We start from the raw sequence: 18,295 nt of genomic DNA, 5'->3' as shown, positions 1-18,295 counted from the left end.
CCGCCTTCAAGACAGGCGAAAATCAACTAGGCTCAAACACTTTGAGAAAAGCCGGAGCGCGGGTCCTGGTGGTGCCAAGGTAAGGCTTCAGCCCTTGCCTTGTATCGCGGCAAGAAACGCAAGGACCGGTCTGCGCGCACACCCAGGCTTCTGAAGCAGGTCACCAAATGCCCGTGCCAAAGGCCGATTCTACGAAACACATCACACTTTGCAAAGCAAGGTGATGGATCACGCGGTTGCCTAATGCGAAAATCTATCGTTAAGTTCTTGATTCTAAATGGGAATTAAGCGATGCAAATTTCAAGTTTGGGTCCAGCCATCAGACGCTACCGCAAAGTAGCGGGGCTTACTCAGGCTGAACTTGGCGAAAAAACCGGTTTTGACCCCAAAACCATCAGCCGTTTCGAAACCGGCACCTACACCCCCAGCGTCGAAGCCTTGTTCCTGCTTGCCAATGTGCTGGATGTACAACTGAAAGCCTTTTTTGCCGACATGGGCGATGAGGACGAACAGCGGGCGTATCTATTCGGTGTCATACACAGAGCCACCCCGAAGGATCTGGGAAAGCTGATCGCAGCGGTCGACCAGGCCTTGTCCAAGCCTTGACGCCATGAAAGAGAAGCCTGGCCTGTCAATGCGAGACAGGCCAGGCTTCTCTTTGCTCGCTTGCCCAATTCCGAGGGCGACGCAAGACATAATGTCACGTTGACATCGTCCACCACGAACCCGGACTATCAACGCGCTGATTCCTGCGTCCCTATGACGCCTACGACTCGTCTACACAATAAAATCCCAGGGGACACCGTGCATAAACTTTCGATCATTCTTGTTTCGATACTCGCCACCGGCTGCACCGCCAAATACGCGCAACAAGAAGTATTCCCCAACCCTGGAAAACTTGATCGGCAAATGCCAGTCACCATCGCCACACCAGTTGACGGCCGCTATGAAACGACACCCTATACTGCCTCCGGAGATATGACAGCTGCCGCCATCAAGACGGCATTCTCTTATTACACCAACCGTGTGACGGTAACGGGCACGTGCCATGAATTGAACTGCCTGAGGCAGAACAACCCTTCGGGCTACTACGTCATCCCGGAAATCCTCCATTGGGAAGAACGCGCCACAGAATGGTCGGGCCTCCCCGACAAGATTGAAGTGAAGCTCGCCATTTATGGCTCGACTGGAGCACAGCCGCTGGGGTCTGCGATCCTGTCCGGTAAAAGCAAGTGGGCGACTTTCGGCGGGGATCATCCACAGGATCTTTTACAAGAGCCGATTAATGAGTATGTGAAAGCTCAGTACTGACTGTAGGGGCCCGTCCTGCCGGTGCACAGGGCCGCCCTCCTTATCGACGCTCGATTGCCCTGCCCGGCCAAAACCCGGACAGCAGAAAGCACCGATCGATATCGATCAGCAAAACGAAAGGAAATTTTGAATTTGGCAAACCTTGCGAACGAAGGCTTGGGCGTTATGGAGGCAACCCCACCAGCCACACCCCGGCACACAATGTTCCCGCTGTGGCTGCTTCCTTCCGGATCTGACCAGGTTCACGGGTAATCGTTGCGGGGGGACCGATGGGGTCACCATAACGACGCCCGCCTGACGGCGAGCCGCGCCATTGTACCTATCTGACGAGAAGTTACAACCGTTCATACCAGATAAAAAAACTGAAGATGTTCAAGCACTTGCTGTGGGGTGCTTGCTATGGCGTCGGCACATCCGACAGGAAGGCAAGCTAACCTGTCGCCATCGTGAGCAAGCTCGCTCCCACATGAGTTCTCTAGTGTTCACAGATCCAGCGCTCTGCCCAGTTCCCTTGTGGGAGCGAGCCTGCTCGCGATAGCGCTGGATCAGCTTGCATTGATGTTGAATGAACTCCGTCATCGCGAGCAGGCTCGCTCCCACGGAAAAACTGCGGTAAAGCTTTAATCGATTGAATCTTTTAACCAATACTTACGAACAACTACAAATATTGCATCATTGTCGATATTAAATGGCCGGTCATGACGACGTATTACAAACCACCACTGGACAGAACGGCCCATACTCACCATTGGAAGCTTGAGCCCGAACTTGAACATTGAAATAAACAGGCCGGGATCCCCCACTGACGCCTATCTCATGCCGGTACCAGCCGCGTCCGTCCGGCTTCACTTGGGTTGCGGGAACGAACTGCGGCTGTCCAGTGGCCACCGCGGTTACTTTAAACGTGTGAGCCGCAACCTGATCGGGCCGGACATTATCCGAGATTTGCCAAGCCAATATAATGGTGTATCGGCTTTGACCGACCTGGGAAAGCCTGCGCGGCGCATTGGGAATTGTCGCTGCTTTATTCACTTCATCATGTTTCATAGTATTTTCCATAATAAATATAGCCATCATCCATGGCGGCCTTAGAGTAAAGGAAAGCCTGAATACAAAACCACTATCAAAACAAATGGCATCACTTTAACGCTGCCCGCCCCCCCTATCGAGGCAAGCAAAATTTAGTGTGGGAGCAAAGTTACATCAGAACCTTATCCGCCCGACCACCCTCCTCCTGAATAACCAGATGGATGAAATGCAGCTTGGTGATAACGGCGGCGGGTACGACGAACGGATAGAAATCCGGCTGGCCCATGCTGCGGGACAGTTCGTTGAGCATGCCAGCCAGCTCGATCCAGGCGTTGACGAATGACAGGAAGGCCGTCCCCCCAGTGTGCTCGGGGTCGTACAAGGTCTCGGGCGGAAAAGGCTGGTAGTCGATATCCATTTCCCGAGCACTCATGCCAAAACCCAGCGCCGTGTCCACCGCATCCATCATGTGCAGATAGTGAGCCCAGGTTTCCGCCCAGTCTTCCCAGGGATGCATGGTGGCGTAGGCGCTGACGTAATGGGTTTGCCAGTCCAGCGGCGCTCCCTGCTGATAATGCCGCTCCAAGGCTGCGGAATAACTGGCGCGCTCATCGCCGAACAGCTCACGAAACGCCTCGAGCCAGTGAGTGTTGGCGATCAGCCGATCCCAGTAGTAGTGCCCCACCTCATGCCGGAAATGTCCGAGCAAGGTGCGATACGGTTCGCGCATCTGCTGGCGCACGTACTCGCGATGGGCATCGTCGGCTTCTTTGATATCGAGGGTGACCAGTCCGCTGGCGTGACCTGTGGTCGGAGGCGTGCCATCGGGATCGACGCCAATGAAATCGAAAGCCAGGCCGATATGTTCATCGACGGTTTTCGGGATCACCGGCAAGCCAAGGGTGATCAGTTGCGCCACCAACCGGCGCTTGGCGGTTTCGACCTTGCGCCAGCGCTCGGGGTTTTCCGGGATCGACAAATCGGGGATGGTGCGATTCAGGCTGCAGGCAATGCACAAGGCATCATGTCCATTGGCTGGCAACAGCCAGTTGCACGCCGCCGGGGTGTCGAGGTTGGCGCAGCGGCGGAACAGCCCGGCTTGCGGGTCGGCGTCCAGCGTCCAGGTGTCGGGGTGCTCGCCCGGTTGCAAGGACGACAGGCGACTTTGTTCAGGCTGATAGCCCAGCGCCGCCAGGCAAGCCAGGCATTGGCTGTTGCGAAAAAACAGCGACTGGCCGCAGCGACACGACCAGATTTTGCTATTGCGCGAACGATCACCCATGAAAGGCGCGGCAATGCGTGAGGTCAGTTGTTCGAAGAAGCGGTACATGGCGATCTCTCCCTGGAGCCTGCAAGACTAGATCATCCTCTGCCCACGATCGTTCCCATGCATTGCCTGACCGGTGCTGCCGAGCGGGAGCAAGCTCCCTCGCCACAAAAAACCAGAGTATTGCCCGAAGGAGCGCTCACGGTTAAACCGTGATGCCATGCTTACTCAAGAAAGCGACAAACGCCTCTTCGTCGAGCACCTTGAGCCCCAGCTCATTGGCCTTGGTCAGCTTCGACCCCGCCCCCGGCCCGGCTACCACGCAATGGGTTTTCGCCGATACGGAACCGGCGACCTTGGCCCCCAGGCTTTCCAGCTTGTCCTTGGCAACATCGCGGCTCATCAGCTCCAACGACCCGGTCAACACCCAGGTGTGCCCCGCCTCGGGCAAGCCTTCGACGACTTTCTTCTCGCTCTGCCAATGCATGCCGAAGTCCCGCAGCTGTTGTTCCGCAGCTTGGGCCTGCTGGCGATTGGCGGCGACAGCGAAGAACTCGCGTACGGCGTTGGCCTGTTTTTCCGGCAGGGCCTGGCGCATCTCCAGCCAGTCGGCGTTCATCACGGCTTCGAGTGAACCGAACTTGTCCGCCAGTTTCTGTGCCCCGCCCGGCCCGACCGAGGGAATGTGCAGTTTGTCTAGAAAGCCGCCCAGGGTGGTGCTGGCGGAGAATTCGGCGCCCAACTCGCCCTGATCCTGGATATCGAGACCATGGCGTAGCAGATCCTTGATCACCTCGCGATTGTGCGGGTCTTCGAAGAAGCTGTGGATCTCGTGGGCCACTTCCAGGCCGACGTCGGGCAAGTAGGTGAGCACCTGAGGCAAGGCCGCCTGCACGCGCTCCAGCGAACCGAGGGAGCGGGCCAGGACCTTGGCGGTCTCCTCGCCCACGTCGGGGATGCCGAGGGCGTAGATGAACCGCGCCAGGCTTGGCTTCTTGCTGTCGACGATGGCCGCCAGCAGGTTTTTGCTCGACAGTTCGGCGAAGCCTTCCAGGTCGACCACCTGCTCGAAAGTCAGGGCATACAGATCGGCAGGCGAACCCACCAGCCCCTCGTCCACCAACTGCTCCACGCTCTTTTCACCCAGGCCCTCGATGTCCATGGCCCGGCGCGACACGAAGTGAATGATCGCCTGCTTGAGCTGTGCGCCGCAGGCCAGGCGACCGACGCAACGGTACACCGCGCCTTCGCTGATGGTTTCACGACCCTTGCTGCGCTTGATCAGTTGCGTGCGCTCGACATGGGAGCCGCAGACTGGACATTGCTGGGGAATTTCAACGGGACGGGCGTTTTCCGGGCGACGTTCGGTGACCACTTGCACCACTTGCGGGATCACGTCCCCGGCACGACGGATGATCACGGTGTCGCCGATCATCAGGCCCAGGCGCGCCACTTCGTCCATGTTGTGCAGGGTGGCGTTGGCCACGGTCACGCCTGCCACCTTGACCGGCTTGAGCCGCGCCACGGGTGTCACGGCGCCAGTGCGACCGACCTGGAACTCGACGTCCAACAGCTCGGTGAGCTCTTCAGAAGCCGGGAATTTATGGGCGATGGCCCAGCGCGGCTCCCGGGCGCGAAAACCCAGTTCGCGCTGGGAGGCGATGCTGTTGACCTTGAACACCACGCCATCGATTTCATAAGGCAACGCGTTGCGCCGTTCGCCAATGTCGCGGTAGTAATCCAGACATTCATCGATACCGTGGGCCAGTTTCAGTTCGCGACTGATGGGCAGGCCCCAGGCCTTGAGCTGCTTGAGATTGCCGATGTGGGTATCGGCAATGTCCGCGGTCACCTGGCCGATGCCGTAGCAGCAGAATTCCAGCGGGCGGTTGGCGGTGATCCTCGAATCCAGCTGGCGCAGGCTGCCGGCCGCCGCGTTGCGCGGGTTGGCGAAGGTCTTGCCGCCCGCCTCCAGTTGCGTGGCGTTGAGGCGCTCGAAGCCGGCCTTGGACATATACACTTCGCCGCGCACTTCCAGCAGCGGTGGCCAGCCGCTGCCCTGTAACTTGAGGGGGATGTTGCGCACGGTGCGCACGTTGACGCTGATGTCTTCGCCGGTAGTGCCGTCACCGCGCGTGGCACCGCGCACCAGCATGCCATCCTGGTACAGCAGGCTGACCGCCAGGCCATCGAGCTTCGGCTCGCAGCTGTATTCCACCGCCGCGCCGCCGCCCAGCAAGTCGCCCATGGGCAGGTCGAGACCTTCGGTCACCCGGCGGTCGAACTCGCGCATGGTGGTTTCGTCGAAGGCGTTGCCCAGGCTGAGCATCGGGATCTCGTGACGGACCTGACTGAAGGCCGACAGCGCCACGCTGCCGACCCGCTGCGTCGGGGAATCGCTGGTCACCAGCTCCGGATGCTGCTCCTCCAAAGCCTTGAGCTCGTGGAACAAGCGGTCGTACTCGGCGTCCGGGATGCTCGGCTCATCGAGGACGTGATAGCGATAGTTGTGCTGGTCCAGCTCGGTGCGCAGCTGTTGGATGCGGGTTTCAACGGCATTCATGGGTGTTCTCTCATAAAGCAAAAGAGCAGCCGAGGCTGCTCAATCTCTTGAAATCATCGGCAGTCGGACCTGAGCCCGCCGAACATACAACCTGTGGCGAGGGGATTTATCCCCGCTGGGCTGCGAAGCAGTCCCAAAGCTAACGACTCAACTAGCTGATAAGGCCAAGGCGCCAGGATTTAGGGCCGCTGCGCAGCCCAGCGGGGATAAATCCCCTCGCCACAAAAGCCCTTCAGCCAGAAAAATTCGCCGACTTTAGCGCTTCTGGGTCAGCGCCCGGCGCTCGAATTCGACGATACGCTGGCGGTAGTGTTCGATGGTCTGGGCGGTCAGCACGCTGCGCTGGTCGTCCTTCAACTCGCCATTGAGCTCCTGGGACAGCTTGCGCGCCGCGGCCACCATCACGTCGAAGGCTTGCTTGGGATGACGTGGGCCTGGCAGGCCGAGGAAGAAGCTGACGGCTGGGGTACTGAAATGGTCGATGTCGTCCAGGTCGAACACGCCTGGCTTGACCGCGTTGGCCATGGAGAACAACACCTCGCCATTGCCGGCCATGCTCTCGTGACGGTGGAAAATGTCCATCTCGCCGAAACGCAAGCCACTTTCCAGGATGTTCTGCAACAACGCCGGCCCCTTGAAGCCAGCCGGGTCGCGGCAGATCACGCTGATCACCAGCACTTCCTCAGCCTGGGCCTGGTCTTTGTCGGCGCTCGATGCCTTGTTCTCGTCCGGGAAATCGTTGTCGCGACTGCTGAAGCTCGGGCCACCATCCAGGTCGAGGTTCAGGTTCAAATCCCCCTGGGACGGCTCGCTGTTGCGCTTGCCGCGCTTGGAACCCGACTCCCGCGGCTCACGTGCAGGCGCGCTCATCGACGGCAGGTCGTGCTCGTCCAGCTGTGGCTCCTTGTGGGTGTCCAGCACCCGGGGCGGGCCCAGCAGCTCGGCGTTGTCATCCTCATCGGGCAGGTTCGACAGGCTGCGATCCAGGCGAAACTTCAGTTTCCCCTTGCCGCCGCGCATGCGACGCCAGCCGTCGAAAAGAATACCGGCAATGACAATGATGCCGATGACGATCAGCCACTCGCGCAGACCGATTTCCATGTAATCCCGTGCCTCTATAAAAATGCTGAAAAATAAGGGGTTTAGCTATTTGCAAACCGCTTTAAAACGTGGCGCCAACTCTATGTTCTGAATGGCGTTTTGCCCACGCACACGAAAAATTGACATTAAACTAGCACGACCAAAGATAACTTTACACCGTCTGTCGCACAGGCTCGTGCCCAATCTGTGAATTGAACAACAGGCGCAAGGGTAAAAAATACCTACATCGTTCCCGGTAAATGCCCTACAACACGTGCCTCAGGCATCCACCATGGCCATGGCCTCCTCCACATCCACCGCCACCAGCCGCGAACAGCCTGGCTCATGCATCGTCACGCCCATCAGCTGATCGGCCATTTCCATGGCGATCTTGTTGTGGGTGATGTAGATGAATTGCACCGTTTCGGACATCTCCTTCACCAGCCGTGCGTAACGGCCTACGTTAGCGTCATCCAACGGTGCATCGACTTCGTCGAGCATGCAGAACGGCGCCGGGTTCAATTTGAAGATGGCAAATACCAGGGCCAATGCGGTCAGCGCCTTCTCGCCACCGGAGAGCAAATGGATGGTGCTGTTCTTCTTGCCAGGAGGACGCGCCATGATGGTCACCCCTGTATCGAGTAAATCTTCGCCCGTCAGTTCCAAGTAGGCGCTGCCTCCACCGAAAACTTTTGGGAAAAGTGCCTGCAAACCGCCGTTGATCTGATCAAAGGTATCCTTGAAGCGGTTGCGGGTTTCCTTGTCGATCTTGCGAATGACGTTTTCCAGGGTCTCCAGCGCCTCGACCAGATCGTCGTTCTGGGCATCCAGGTAGCGCTTGCGCTCGGACTGTTGCTGGTATTCGTCGATGGCCGCCAGGTTGATCGCCCCCAGGCGCTGGATGCGCTGGGCAATGCGCTCCAGTTCCTCCTCGGCTTCCTTTTCGTTCGCCCCGGCCACCAGGGTGGCGAGTACGCCATCAAGGTCGTAGCCGTCTTCCAGCAATTGGTCCTGCAAGGCTTTGCGCCGCACCGTCAGCGCCTGCCATTCCATGCGCTGCTGCTCCATCTGGCCGCGGATCAGTTGCGATTGCTGCTCGGCCTGGCTGCGGCGCTTCTCGGCGTCGCGCAGTTCGCGGTCGGCGTCCTCCAGAGCGATCTGCGCCGTCTTGAGCTCCTCGTCGACGCTCATGCGTTTGTCGAGCAACTCTTCGAGCTTGAGACGCAGCTCTTCCAGCGGCGCTTCGCCCTCTTCCAGATTGAGGCTCAACTGCTCGCGCTTTTCAGTAAGACGCTCGGACTGCATTTCCAGCCGCTCCAAAGCCTGGCGCGTGGAATCGTGCTGGGCCTTGAGCGAGCCCAGGCGCACCGCCAACTGATGGGCATGATCCTTGTGCTGGCGTGCTTCCTGACGTACCCGGTCAAGGCGTTCGCGCAGGCTGTCGCGCTGGGCCAGCAGCAGTTCGCGTTGTTCGGTGTCCAGGGCCATGGCATCGAGGGCTTCCTGCAATTGCAGGCGCGCCTCGCCGATCTGTTCGTGTTCCAGCGCCCGCTGCTCGCCCAACTCGGCAATTTCTTCTTCGAGACGGGTGCGGCGCAGCGCCAGCTGTTCGACCTTGGCCTTGCCAGCCGACAACTGCGCCTTGAGCTCGCCTTGCTGGCGCGCTTCGTCCTGCAACAGCCGCCGCAAGTGTTCGCGGCCGTTCTCCTGTTGACGCTGTTGCGCCCGCAGGTTCTGCAATTCGGTTTCCAGGGCTTCGACGCTGGCCTCGCGCTCTTCGCGCTCGGCACTCAGGTGTTGGATTTCCTGGCCGCGGGCGAGCATGCCGCTCTCGGCTTCGCTGGCCCGGCGCACCCGCAGGAAATGCCGACCAACCCAGTACCCGTCGCGGCTGATCAGGCTTTCACCAACGGCCAGTTGCCCGCGCAAGGCCAAGGCCTGTTCAAGACTGTCCACCGGCTTGACCTGCCCCAGCCACGGTGACAGATCGACCTGGGCCTCGACCTTGTCCAGCAGACTCCCGGGGATTCGTACCCCGTCGCCAGCCGGGCTGAGCAGACGCAGATCGCCCTGGGTGAAACCTGACAGGTCGAAGCCGCCAAAATCATCCACCAGCACCGCTTGCAGGTCAGCCCCCAGCACGGTTTCCACCGCCAGTTCCCAACCGGCATCGACCTTCAAACCTTCGGCCAGTCGCGGACGTTCGGCCAGGTGCTGGTCGCGCAGCCATTCGGCGGTGCCGGTGCCCGGGTCCAACGCGGCTTGTTGCAAGGCCTCCAGCGAGGCCAGGCGCCCGTTGAGCCGCTGCAATTCGCCCTGTGCCTGTTGTTGGTTCTGCAAGGCCAGTTGCAAGGCCTGGCGAAGCTGCTCAAGCCGTTCGACCTGGGCATCCTCACTGGCCTGCAAGTCTTCGAGGGTGGCTTCGCTGGTCGCCAGTTGCTCGCTCAGATCCAGAATCGCGGCGTCTTCCGGGTCCGCCGCGAGCAAGGCGCGTTCTTCGGCCAGGCGACGCTGACGTTCGGCCAGGCGCTCCATGCTGGTTTCCAACTGCTGGATACGCGACTGCTGGACTTCAGCCTGACGCCGCGGCTCGGCCGAGGTCAGGTTGAAGCTGTCCCATTGTTCTTGCCAGCCGTGCATGCTCAGCTCAGCTTCTTCCAGGGCCGCGGCAGCCTCTTCAGCGGCGGCACTGGTGATTTCCTGTTCCGGTGTGAGCCGGTCCAGTTCCTCGCCAAGGGTCAGCAGCAGCGTACGGTCGTGGCCCAGGTGCGATTCGGTCTCCAGACGCGCCCGCTCGGCTTCCTTCAAATCATCCTGCAACTGCCGCAGCCGTTGCTGGCCATGCTGGATGCTCTGCTCGACCCGGGCGATGTCGCCGCCCACGGAATAGAAGCGCCCCTGCACCAGATTGAAGCGTTCGGACAGGTCATGGTGCCCGTCACGCAGGCGCTCGATGGCGGCATCGGCGTTACGCTGCTCAGCCACCAGCGCTTCGAAGCTGACCTCCTGGTTGCCGATGATCGCCTCACGCTGGCCGACCTGCTCATTCAACGCCTGCCAACGCAGGGCCGAGAGCTGCGCCTTGAGCTGGCGCTCCTCGCCCTTGTACTCCTGATACTTCTTGGCCGCCTCGGCCTGACGGTGCAGACGCTCCAACTGGCGCTCGAGCTCTTCGCGCAGGTCGGTCAGGCGCGCGAGGTTTTCGTGGGTGCGACGAATACGGTTTTCAGTCTCGCGGCGGCGCTCCTTGTATTTGGAGATGCCGGCGGCTTCTTCGATGAAGTTGCGCAAGTCCTCGGGCTTGGCCTCGATCAGCTTGGAGATCATGCCCTGTTCGATGATCGAGTAGCTGCGCGGGCCCAGGCCGGTGCCGAGGAAAATATCGGTGATGTCGCGACGTCGGCACTTGGCACCGTTGAGGAAATAACTGTTCTGGCTGTCGCGGGTCACTTTGCGACGAATGGAGATTTCCGCATAGGCCGCGTACTCGCCCACCAGGGTGCTGTCGGAGTTGTCGAACACCAGCTCGATGCTGGCCTGGCTCACCGGCTTGCGGCTGGTGGAGCCGTTGAAGATGACGTCGGTCATCGACTCGCCGCGCAGGTTCTTGGCCGAGCTCTCGCCCATCACCCAACGCACGGCGTCGATGATGTTCGACTTGCCGCACCCATTGGGCCCGACCACCGCCGCCATGTTACTGGGGAAGTTCACCGTGGTCGGGTCGACGAAGGATTTGAACCCCGCCAGCTTGATGCACTTGAGCCGCACGTCAGGCCGCCGTCAGGGCAGAAACCACCAGATCGCAGCTGCGCTGGGCGTAGGCCGTGAGCACGATGCGGATCTGCGGCAAATCACGGGCCAGCACGGCGGCAAGCAGGCGCTGGAACAGGTCGAGGAACTCGCTCATTTCCGCCTTGCGCTGCTCCAGAGCCAGGAAATAGGCACGGCTCATGGCCGGCTGCAGGTTCTCGACGGTTTCCTGCAGGTACGGGTTGTTGGCAAAGGGATAGGCGGCGCGCATCACGCTGAAGCTTTCATCGACGAAGGTGCGGATGTCCTGACGCGCGTAGGCCTCGTTGAGACGCTGCTGGATCGCCACGAACGGCGCCATGTCGGCTTGTTCTTTCCAACCATGGGCCACGGCGTTGCCCAGCAGGATGTACAGCTCGCTCATCAACGCGCAGAGGCTGCGCACCTTGTGTTCGGTGAGCTCGGTGACGTGGGCGCCACGGCGCGGCAGGATCGCGATCAAATGGCGTCGCTCCAGGATCAGCAAGGCCTCGCGGACCGAGCCGCGGCTGACGTTGAGCGCCAGCGTGACCTTCTGCTCCTGGATGCGCTCTCCCGGTTTCATTTCGCCGCGAATGATGCGTTCGGCGAGGTGATGGGCGATTTGCTCGGCGAGGCTGTCCGGGGCCTTGAACGTCATGGTTGTCCTTCAAACTCTTCGATCTGCACAAGCGGCGCAGTGTAGCGCACTCGACACGTCATGGCGCAGGGCCTGCACCGGGTTTTTGGCACGATTCAAGCAAAAAGTTTGAGCCTCATCCTGAAACAGAACCTGTGGAAGAACCTGTGGGAGCGAGCTTGCTCCGGGCGGCGTTCCGACGATAGCGGCCTGTCAGCTTGCATCCATACTGAATGTACCGCCGTCATCGCGAGCAAGCTCGGCTCCCACAGGGTTCTACAGTATCCATAGAGCGCTGTTCATCGACCAAATGAACTTTCCTGACCTTTAAGTCAGAAAATCGTTGACCGAAAAGTCAGACCTGATAAATTCAGGCCCAGTCGGTACAACAATAATGAGTCTGCGAGGCCTTCCGTGATCCAGTTTTTACTCAACCAGGAACTCCGTAGCGAGCACGCCCTGGACCCGAACCTGACCGTGCTCAACTATTTGCGCGAACACGTTGGTAAACCAGGCACCAAGGAAGGCTGCGCCAGCGGCGACTGTGGCGCGTGCACTGTGGTGGTGGGCGAATTGCATACGAACGAAAAAGGCCAGGCGCGCATTCGCTATCGCAGCCTCAATTCGTGCCTGACTTTCGTCTCGTCCTTGCACGGCAAGCAACTGATCAGCGTCGAAGACCTCAAGCACCAGGGTCAACTGCACAGCGTCCAGCAGGCGATGGTCGATTGCCACGGCTCGCAATGCGGTTTCTGCACACCGGGCTTCGTCATGTCGCTGTTCGCCCTGCAAAAAAACAGCGAACAACCCGATGCCCACAAGGCTCACGAAGCCCTGGCCGGCAACCTCTGTCGTTGCACCGGCTACCGGCCGATCCTGGCCGCCGCCGAGCAGGCCTGCTGCGGCAAGCCAGCGGACCAGTTCGACGCCCGCGAGACCGAGACCATCGCCCGTCTCAAAGCCATCGCCCCGACCGAGACCGGCGAGCTCAATAGCGGCGACAAGCGCTGCCTGGTGCCGCTGACCGTGGCCGACCTGGCCGATCTCTACGACGCTTACCCCCAGGCACGGCTGTTGGCCGGTGGTACCGACCTGGCCCTGGAAGTCACGCAGTTCCACCGGACCCTGCCGGTGATGATCTACGTAGGCAACGTCGCTGAACTCAAGCGCATCGAGCGTTTCGACGATCGCCTGGAGATCGGCGCCGCCACTCCGCTTTCCGATTGCTACGAGGCCTTGAAAGCCGAATACCCGGACTTCGGCGAACTGCTGCAGCGCTTCGCCTCGCTGCAAATCCGCAACCAGGGCACCCTGGGCGGCAACATCGGCAACGCCTCGCCGATTGGCGACTCGCCGCCCCTGCTGATCGCCCTCGGCGCGCAGATCGTGTTGTGCAAAGGCCAGACCCGTCGCACCCTGGCCCTGGAAGACTATTTCATCGATTACCGGGTCACCGCCCGCCAGGAAAGCGAATTCATCGAAAAGATCATCGTGCCCCGGGCCAGTGCCGAACAGGCGTTCCGCGCCTACAAGGTATCCAAGCGCCTGGATGATGACATTTCCGCCGTGTGCGCGGCGTTCAACCTGCGCATCGACAACGGCGTGGTCCGCGACGCCCGCGTGGCCTTCGGCGGGATGGCCGCGACACCCAAGCGCGCCACGCATTGTGAAGCCGCCTTGATCGGCGCCCAGTGGAACGACAGCACGGTCGAGCGCGCCTGCGCGGCCCTGGCCGAGGATTTCACACCACTGTCGGATTTCCGCGCCAGCAAGGAATACCGCCTGCTCAGCGCCCGCAATCTGTTGCGCAAGTACTTCATCGAACTGCAAACACCGCACATCGAGACTCGGGTGACCGCTTATGTCTAACCATCACGCCGTAGAAAAGACCCAAGCCGACCTGGCCGAGCTGTTTGCCCGCGACCTGACCACCGGCGTGGGCCGCAGCGTCAAGCATGACAGCGCCGCCAAGCATGTGTCCGGCGAGGCGCAGTACATCGATGATCGCCTGGAATTCCCCAACCAGTTGCACGTCTATGCCCGGCTGTCGGACCGCGCTCACGCCCGGATCCTGCGCATCGACACCACGCCCTGCTACGCCTTCGAAGGCGTGCGCATCGCCATCACCCACGCAGACATTCCGGGCCTGAAGGACATCGGCCCGTTGCTGCCCGGCGATCCGCTGCTGGCCATCGATGACGTGCAGTTCGTCGGCCAACCGGTGCTGGCCGTCGCCGCCAAGGATCTGGAAACCGCGCGCAAGGCCGCGATGGCGGCCATCGTCGAATACGAAGACCTGGAACCCGTGCTCGACGTAGTCGAAGCCTTGCGCAAACGACACTTCGTGCTCGACAGCCACACCCACCAACGGGGTGATTCGGCCACGGCCCTGGCAAGCGCCGAGCACCGTATCCAAGGCTCGCTGCACATCGGCGGCCAGGAACACTTTTACCTGGAAACCCAGATTTCCTCGGTGATGCCCACCGAAGACGGCGGCATGCTCGTCTACTGCTCGACCCAGAACCCCACCGAGGTGCAGAAGCTGGTGGCCGAGGTACTGGGCGTGTCGATGAACAAAGTCGTGGTGGACATGCGCCGCATGGGCGGCGGCTTTGGCGGCAAGGAAACCCAGGCCGCCAGCCCGGCGTGCCTGTGCGCGGTCATCGCCCACCTCACCGGCCAGCCGACCAAGATGCGCCTGCCGCGTGTGGAAGACATGCTGATGACCGGCAAGCGCCACCCGTTCTACATCGAATACGACGTGGGCTTCGACCGCACCGGGCGCCTGCATGGCATCGCCCTGGAACTGGCCGGCAACTGCGGTTGCTCGCCGGACCTGTCGGCGTCGATCGTCGACCGGGCGATGTTCCATGCCGACAACGCCTATTACCTGGGCGACGCGACCATCAACGGCCACCGCTGCAAGACCAACACCGCGTCGAACACCGCTTACCGAGGTTTCGGCGGGCCGCAAGGCATGGTCGCCATCGAAGAGGTGATGGACGCCATCGCCCGGCACCTGGGCCTCGATCCGCTGGCGGTGCGCAAGGCCAACTACTACGGCAAGACCGAGCGCAACGTCACTCACTACTACCAGACCGTCGAGCACAACATGCTCGAGGAAATGACCGCCGAACTTGAGCAAAGCAGCCAGTACGCCGAACGCCGCGAAGCGATCCGTCGCTACAACGCCAACAGCCCTGTGCTGAAAAAAGGCTTGGCGCTGACCCCGGTGAAATTCGGTATTTCGTTCACCGCCAGTTTCCTCAACCAGGCAGGTGCCTTGATCCACGTCTACACCGACGGCAGCATCCACCTGAACCATGGCGGCACGGAAATGGGCCAGGGCCTGAACACCAAGGTCGCGCAAGTGGTGGCCGAGGTATTCCAGGTGGAAATGGACCGAGTGCAGATCACCGCGACCAACACCGACAAGGTGCCAAACACCTCGCCCACCGCCGCATCCAGTGGCGCCGACCTGAACGGCAAGGCCGCGCAGAATGCCGCCGAAACCATCAAGCGGCGCCTGGTGGAGTTCGCCGCGCGGCAATACAAGGTCAGCGAAGAAGACGTGGAATTCCACAACGGCCATGTGCGGGTGCGCGATCACATCCTGACGTTCGAGGCGCTAGTGCAGCAGGCGTATTTCGCCCAGGTCTCGTTGTCGAGCACCGGTTTCTACAAGACCCCGAAAATCTACTACGACCGCAGCCAGGCCCGTGGTCGGCCGTTCTATTACTACGCCTTTGGCGCGGCCTGCGCCGAAGTGATCGTCGACACCCTCACCGGCGAGTACAAGATGCTGCGCACCGACATCCTCCACGACGTCGGCGCCTCGCTGAACCAGGCCATCGACATCGGCCAGGTCGAGGGCGGCTTCATCCAGGGCATGGGCTGGCTGACCATGGAAGAGCTGGTGTGGAACGACAAGGGCAAGCTGATGACCAACGGTCCGGCCAGCTACAAGATTCCCGCCGTGGCCGACATGCCACTGGATCTGCGGGTCAAGCTGGTGGAAAACCGCAAGAACCCCGAAGACACGGTGTTCCATTCCAAGGCCGTGGGCGAACCGCCGTTCATGCTTGGCATCGCCGCGTGGTGCGCGATCAAGGACGCCGTGGCGAGCCTGGGGGATTACCAGCACCAACCGAAAATCGACGCCCCGGCGACACCGGAGCGGGTGTTGTGGGGGTGTGAGCAGATGCGCGGGTTGAGGGTGGCGAAGGTTGGGGAAGCTGAAACCGAGTTGGCTTCGCTCTAAGACCGCGGCGCAGCCAATCGCGAGCAGGCTCGCTCCCACAGAGAATTGTGAACACCAGCCAATGTGGGAGCGAGCCTGCTCGCGATGAGGCCGGAACAGACAACAGAGATGTCGAGGTGAATATGTACAACTGGATCAGCGCCCTCGCCGACCTGCAGGATCGCGGCGAACCCTGCGTGCTGGTGACGATCATCGAAGAGCTCGGCTCCACCCCGCGCAACGCCGGTTCGAAGATGGTCATCAGCGCCAGCCAGGCGTTCGACACCATCGGTGGCGGGCACCTGGAATACAAGGCCATGGAGATTGCCCGGGACATGCTCGCCAGCGGCCAGCAAAGCACCCATCTGGAACGCTTCAGCCTCGGCGCCAGCCTGGGCCAGTGCTGCGGCGGTGTGACCGTGTTGTTGTTCGAACCCATGGGTCAGGTCCAGGCGCAGATCGCCGTGTTCGGCGCCGGCCATGTCGGTCGTGCCTTGGTGCCGTTGCTGGCGAGCCTGCCCTGCAAGGTGCGCTGGATCGACTCACGGGAAGCCGAGTTTCCCGACCACCTGCCCCACGGCGTGCGCAAGATCGTGACTGAAGACCCGCTGGATGAAGTCGACGAATTGCCCGCTGGCAGTTACTGCATCGTCATGACCCACAACCACCAGCTCGACCTGGAGCTGAGCGCCGCGATTCTCAAGCGCAACGATTTTGCCTACTTCGGCCTGATCGGCTCGAAGACCAAGCGGGTCAAGTTCGAACATCGCCTGCGTGATCGGGGTTTCGACAGCACCACCTTGCAGCGCATGCGCTGCCCGATGGGCATCGGCGAAGTCAAAGGCAAATTGCCTGTGGAAATCGCCATCTCTATCGCCGGCGAAATCATCGCCACCTATAACGCCGATTTCGGCCAGCACACCGCCCGCGCCGAACCGATTGCCAAGCTGCTACCGGCCTCGCGCCGTAGCCAGGCGAACCGTTGAACAATCGTTGAGTATCCCCATGCCCCTGACACGCAAAGCCTACCGCGCCGCCCTGCTCCACAGCCTCGCCGACCCCGCCGAAGTCGGCATCGAGGCGTCCTATGAATATTTCGAAGACGGTTTGCTGGTGGTGGAAAACGGCCAGATCAGCGCCATCGGCCACGCCCACGACCTGCTGCCGACCCTGGCGGCGGACATCGAAATCAAGCATTACCCGGATGCGCTGATCACCCCCGGCTTCATCGACACCCACATTCACCTGCCACAGACCGGCATGGTCGGTGCCTATGGCGAGCAATTGCTCGACTGGCTCAATACCTACACTTTCCCCTGCGAAAGCCAGTTCGCCGACCAGGCCCACGCCGATGCGGTGGCCGATATTTTCGTCAAGGAACTGCTGCGCAACGGCACCACCACCGCACTGGTGTTCGGCAGCGTGCACCCGCAATCGGTGAACTCGTTTTTCGAAGTGGCCCAGAAGCTCGACCTGCGCATGATCGCCGGCAAAGTGATGATGGACCGCAACGCCCCGGACTACCTGGTCGACACCGCCGAATCGAGCTACACCGAAAGCAAGGCGCTGATCGAGCGCTGGCACGGCAAGGGCCGGCTGCACTATGCCGTGACCCCGCGCTTCGCGCCTACCAGCACGCCGGAACAATTGGCCCTGGCCGGTCAGTTGCTGGGGGAATATCCAGACCTGTACATGCAGACTCACATCAGTGAAAACCTGCAGGAAGTGCAGTGGGTCAAGGAACTCTTTCCGGAGCGCAAGGGTTACCTGGACGTCTATGATCATTACCAACTGCTCGGCGAGCGCTCGGTGTTCGCCCATGGCGTGCATTTGTGCGACGACGAATGTGCGCGCCTGGCCGAGACCGGTTCGGCCATCGCCTTCTGCCCGACCTCGAACTTTTTCCTCGGCAGCGGCCTGTTCAATCTGCCTATGGCCGAGAAGCACAAGGTGAACGTAGGGTTGGGCACGGACGTGGGCGGCGGCACCAGTTTTTCGCTGCTGCAAACTTTGAACGAAGCCTACAAGGTGATGCAGTTGCAGGGCGCGCGGCTGAGCCCGTTCAAGTCGCTGTACCTGGCCACCCTCGGCGGCGCCCGGGCCCTGCGCCTGGAGGACAAGATCGGGACTTTGCAGCCGGGTACCGATGCGGACTTTCTGGTGCTGGATTACAACGCCACGCCGCTGCTGGGCTATCGCCTCAAGCAGGCCCGGGACATTGCCGAGAAGTTGTTTGTGTTGATGACGCTGGGGGATGACCGGACGGTGGCGCAAACTTATGCGGCTGGCCGGTTGGTGCATCAGCGCTAGATTCTTGTTGCCTGTCAGATCGCCAATCGCGAGCAGGCTCGCTCCCACAGGGGAATGTGAACGACACAAATCCACTGTGGGAGCGAG

At 61.0% G+C, this 18,295-nt stretch carries 12 protein-coding genes and 1 other RNA gene; 6 read left to right on the top strand and 7 right to left on the bottom strand.

What is annotated here, in order from left to right:
- The first annotated feature begins 291 nt into the window (after positions 1-291).
- Both DTP52_RS01625 and DTP52_RS01620 read left to right on the top strand, forming a co-directional pair.
- Positions 292-606, top strand: coding sequence for a helix-turn-helix domain-containing protein (locus DTP52_RS01625; RefSeq protein WP_063322219.1), 315 nt, complete (start codon positions 292-294; stop codon positions 604-606).
- 198 nt (positions 607-804) lie between these two features.
- A complete protein-coding gene (locus tag DTP52_RS01620) occupies positions 805-1,311 on the top strand; it encodes a DUF4823 domain-containing protein (protein WP_109751840.1) in 507 nt (168 codons plus the stop codon).
- Between the two features lie 175 nt (positions 1,312-1,486).
- On the opposite strand, the gene ffs is transcribed toward DTP52_RS01620, so the two are convergent.
- The 7 genes from ffs to DTP52_RS01590 all read right to left on the bottom strand — a co-directional run bounded on the left by ffs (position 1,487) and on the right by DTP52_RS01590 (position 11,679).
- Positions 1,487-1,583: signal recognition particle sRNA small type (gene ffs / locus DTP52_RS01615), an RNA gene on the bottom strand.
- 424 nt (positions 1,584-2,007) lie between these two features.
- Positions 2,008-2,358, bottom strand: a complete 351-nt coding sequence (locus DTP52_RS31000; RefSeq protein WP_146206831.1) for a hypothetical protein — start codon at positions 2,356-2,358, stop codon at positions 2,008-2,010.
- Between the two features lie 151 nt (positions 2,359-2,509).
- Positions 2,510-3,670, bottom strand: coding sequence for a putative zinc-binding metallopeptidase (locus DTP52_RS01610; protein WP_109751548.1), 1,161 nt, complete (start codon positions 3,668-3,670; stop codon positions 2,510-2,512).
- A gap of 142 nt (positions 3,671-3,812) precedes the next feature.
- On the bottom strand, positions 3,813-6,170 hold the full coding sequence (gene ligA / locus DTP52_RS01605; RefSeq protein ID WP_109751547.1) for an NAD-dependent DNA ligase LigA: 2,358 nt from the start codon (positions 6,168-6,170) through the stop codon (positions 3,813-3,815).
- A 255-nt stretch (positions 6,171-6,425) separates the two neighbouring features.
- Positions 6,426-7,271, bottom strand: coding sequence for a cell division protein ZipA (gene zipA, locus DTP52_RS01600; RefSeq protein ID WP_109751546.1), 846 nt, complete (start codon positions 7,269-7,271; stop codon positions 6,426-6,428).
- Positions 7,272-7,529: 258 nt separating this feature from the next.
- Positions 7,530-11,018: a chromosome segregation protein SMC gene (gene smc, locus DTP52_RS01595; RefSeq protein ID WP_109751545.1), complete on the bottom strand. Its 3,489-nt coding sequence runs from the start codon at positions 11,016-11,018 to the stop codon at positions 7,530-7,532.
- A 1-nt stretch (position 11,019) separates the two neighbouring features.
- A complete protein-coding gene (locus DTP52_RS01590) occupies positions 11,020-11,679 on the bottom strand; it encodes a GntR family transcriptional regulator (RefSeq protein WP_109751544.1) in 660 nt (219 codons plus the stop codon).
- Between the two features lie 393 nt (positions 11,680-12,072).
- Here DTP52_RS01590 and xdhA point away from each other — a divergent pair, with 393 nt between their 5' ends.
- The 4 genes from xdhA (at position 12,073) to guaD (ending at position 18,208) form a co-directional block, all read left to right on the top strand.
- Positions 12,073-13,527 (top strand): xanthine dehydrogenase small subunit, encoded by a 1,455-nt coding sequence (gene xdhA / locus DTP52_RS01585; RefSeq protein WP_109751543.1) that lies wholly within the window; start codon positions 12,073-12,075, stop codon positions 13,525-13,527.
- Complete coding sequence (gene xdhB / locus DTP52_RS01580; protein WP_109751542.1) at positions 13,520-15,919, top strand: xanthine dehydrogenase molybdopterin binding subunit; 2,400 nt, start codon at positions 13,520-13,522, stop codon at positions 15,917-15,919. The genes xdhA and xdhB overlap by 8 nt, the downstream gene beginning before the upstream one ends.
- Positions 15,920-16,041: 122 nt before the next feature.
- Positions 16,042-16,884 carry a xanthine dehydrogenase accessory protein XdhC gene (xdhC, locus tag DTP52_RS01575; RefSeq protein ID WP_109751541.1) on the top strand — a complete coding sequence of 281 codons (843 nt, stop codon included), beginning with the start codon at positions 16,042-16,044 and terminating at the stop codon, positions 16,882-16,884.
- Between the two features lie 19 nt (positions 16,885-16,903).
- A complete protein-coding gene (guaD, locus tag DTP52_RS01570; protein ID WP_109751540.1) occupies positions 16,904-18,208 on the top strand; it encodes a guanine deaminase in 1,305 nt (434 codons plus the stop codon).
- Positions 18,209-18,295: the final 87 nt, after the last annotated feature.

Source organism: Pseudomonas sp. 43mfcvi1.1 (genome assembly GCF_900115935.1).
Lineage (GTDB): Bacteria > Pseudomonadota > Gammaproteobacteria > Pseudomonadales > Pseudomonadaceae > Aquipseudomonas > Aquipseudomonas bijieensis.
The sequence above is the reverse complement of the archived record's forward strand: the minus strand, read 5'-3'. Positions and strand labels throughout refer to the sequence as shown.

Coding starts and splice junctions, on each gene's coding strand:
- ligA (WP_109751547.1), bottom strand. CDS start 6,170: ATGAATGCCGTTGAAACCCGCATCCAACAGCTGCGCACCGAGCTGGAC.
- DTP52_RS01625 (WP_063322219.1), top strand. CDS start 292: ATGCAAATTTCAAGTTTGGGTCCAGCCATCAGACGCTACCGCAAAGTA.
- DTP52_RS01590 (WP_109751544.1), bottom strand. CDS start 11,679: ATGACGTTCAAGGCCCCGGACAGCCTCGCCGAGCAAATCGCCCATCAC.
- zipA (WP_109751546.1), bottom strand. CDS start 7,271: ATGGAAATCGGTCTGCGCGAGTGGCTGATCGTCATCGGCATCATTGTC.
- xdhB (WP_109751542.1), top strand. CDS start 13,520: ATGTCTAACCATCACGCCGTAGAAAAGACCCAAGCCGACCTGGCCGAG.
- xdhC (WP_109751541.1), top strand. CDS start 16,042: ATGTACAACTGGATCAGCGCCCTCGCCGACCTGCAGGATCGCGGCGAA.
- DTP52_RS01610 (WP_109751548.1), bottom strand. CDS start 3,670: ATGTACCGCTTCTTCGAACAACTGACCTCACGCATTGCCGCGCCTTTC.
- DTP52_RS31000 (WP_146206831.1), bottom strand. CDS start 2,358: ATGAAACATGATGAAGTGAATAAAGCAGCGACAATTCCCAATGCGCCG.
- guaD (WP_109751540.1), top strand. CDS start 16,904: ATGCCCCTGACACGCAAAGCCTACCGCGCCGCCCTGCTCCACAGCCTC.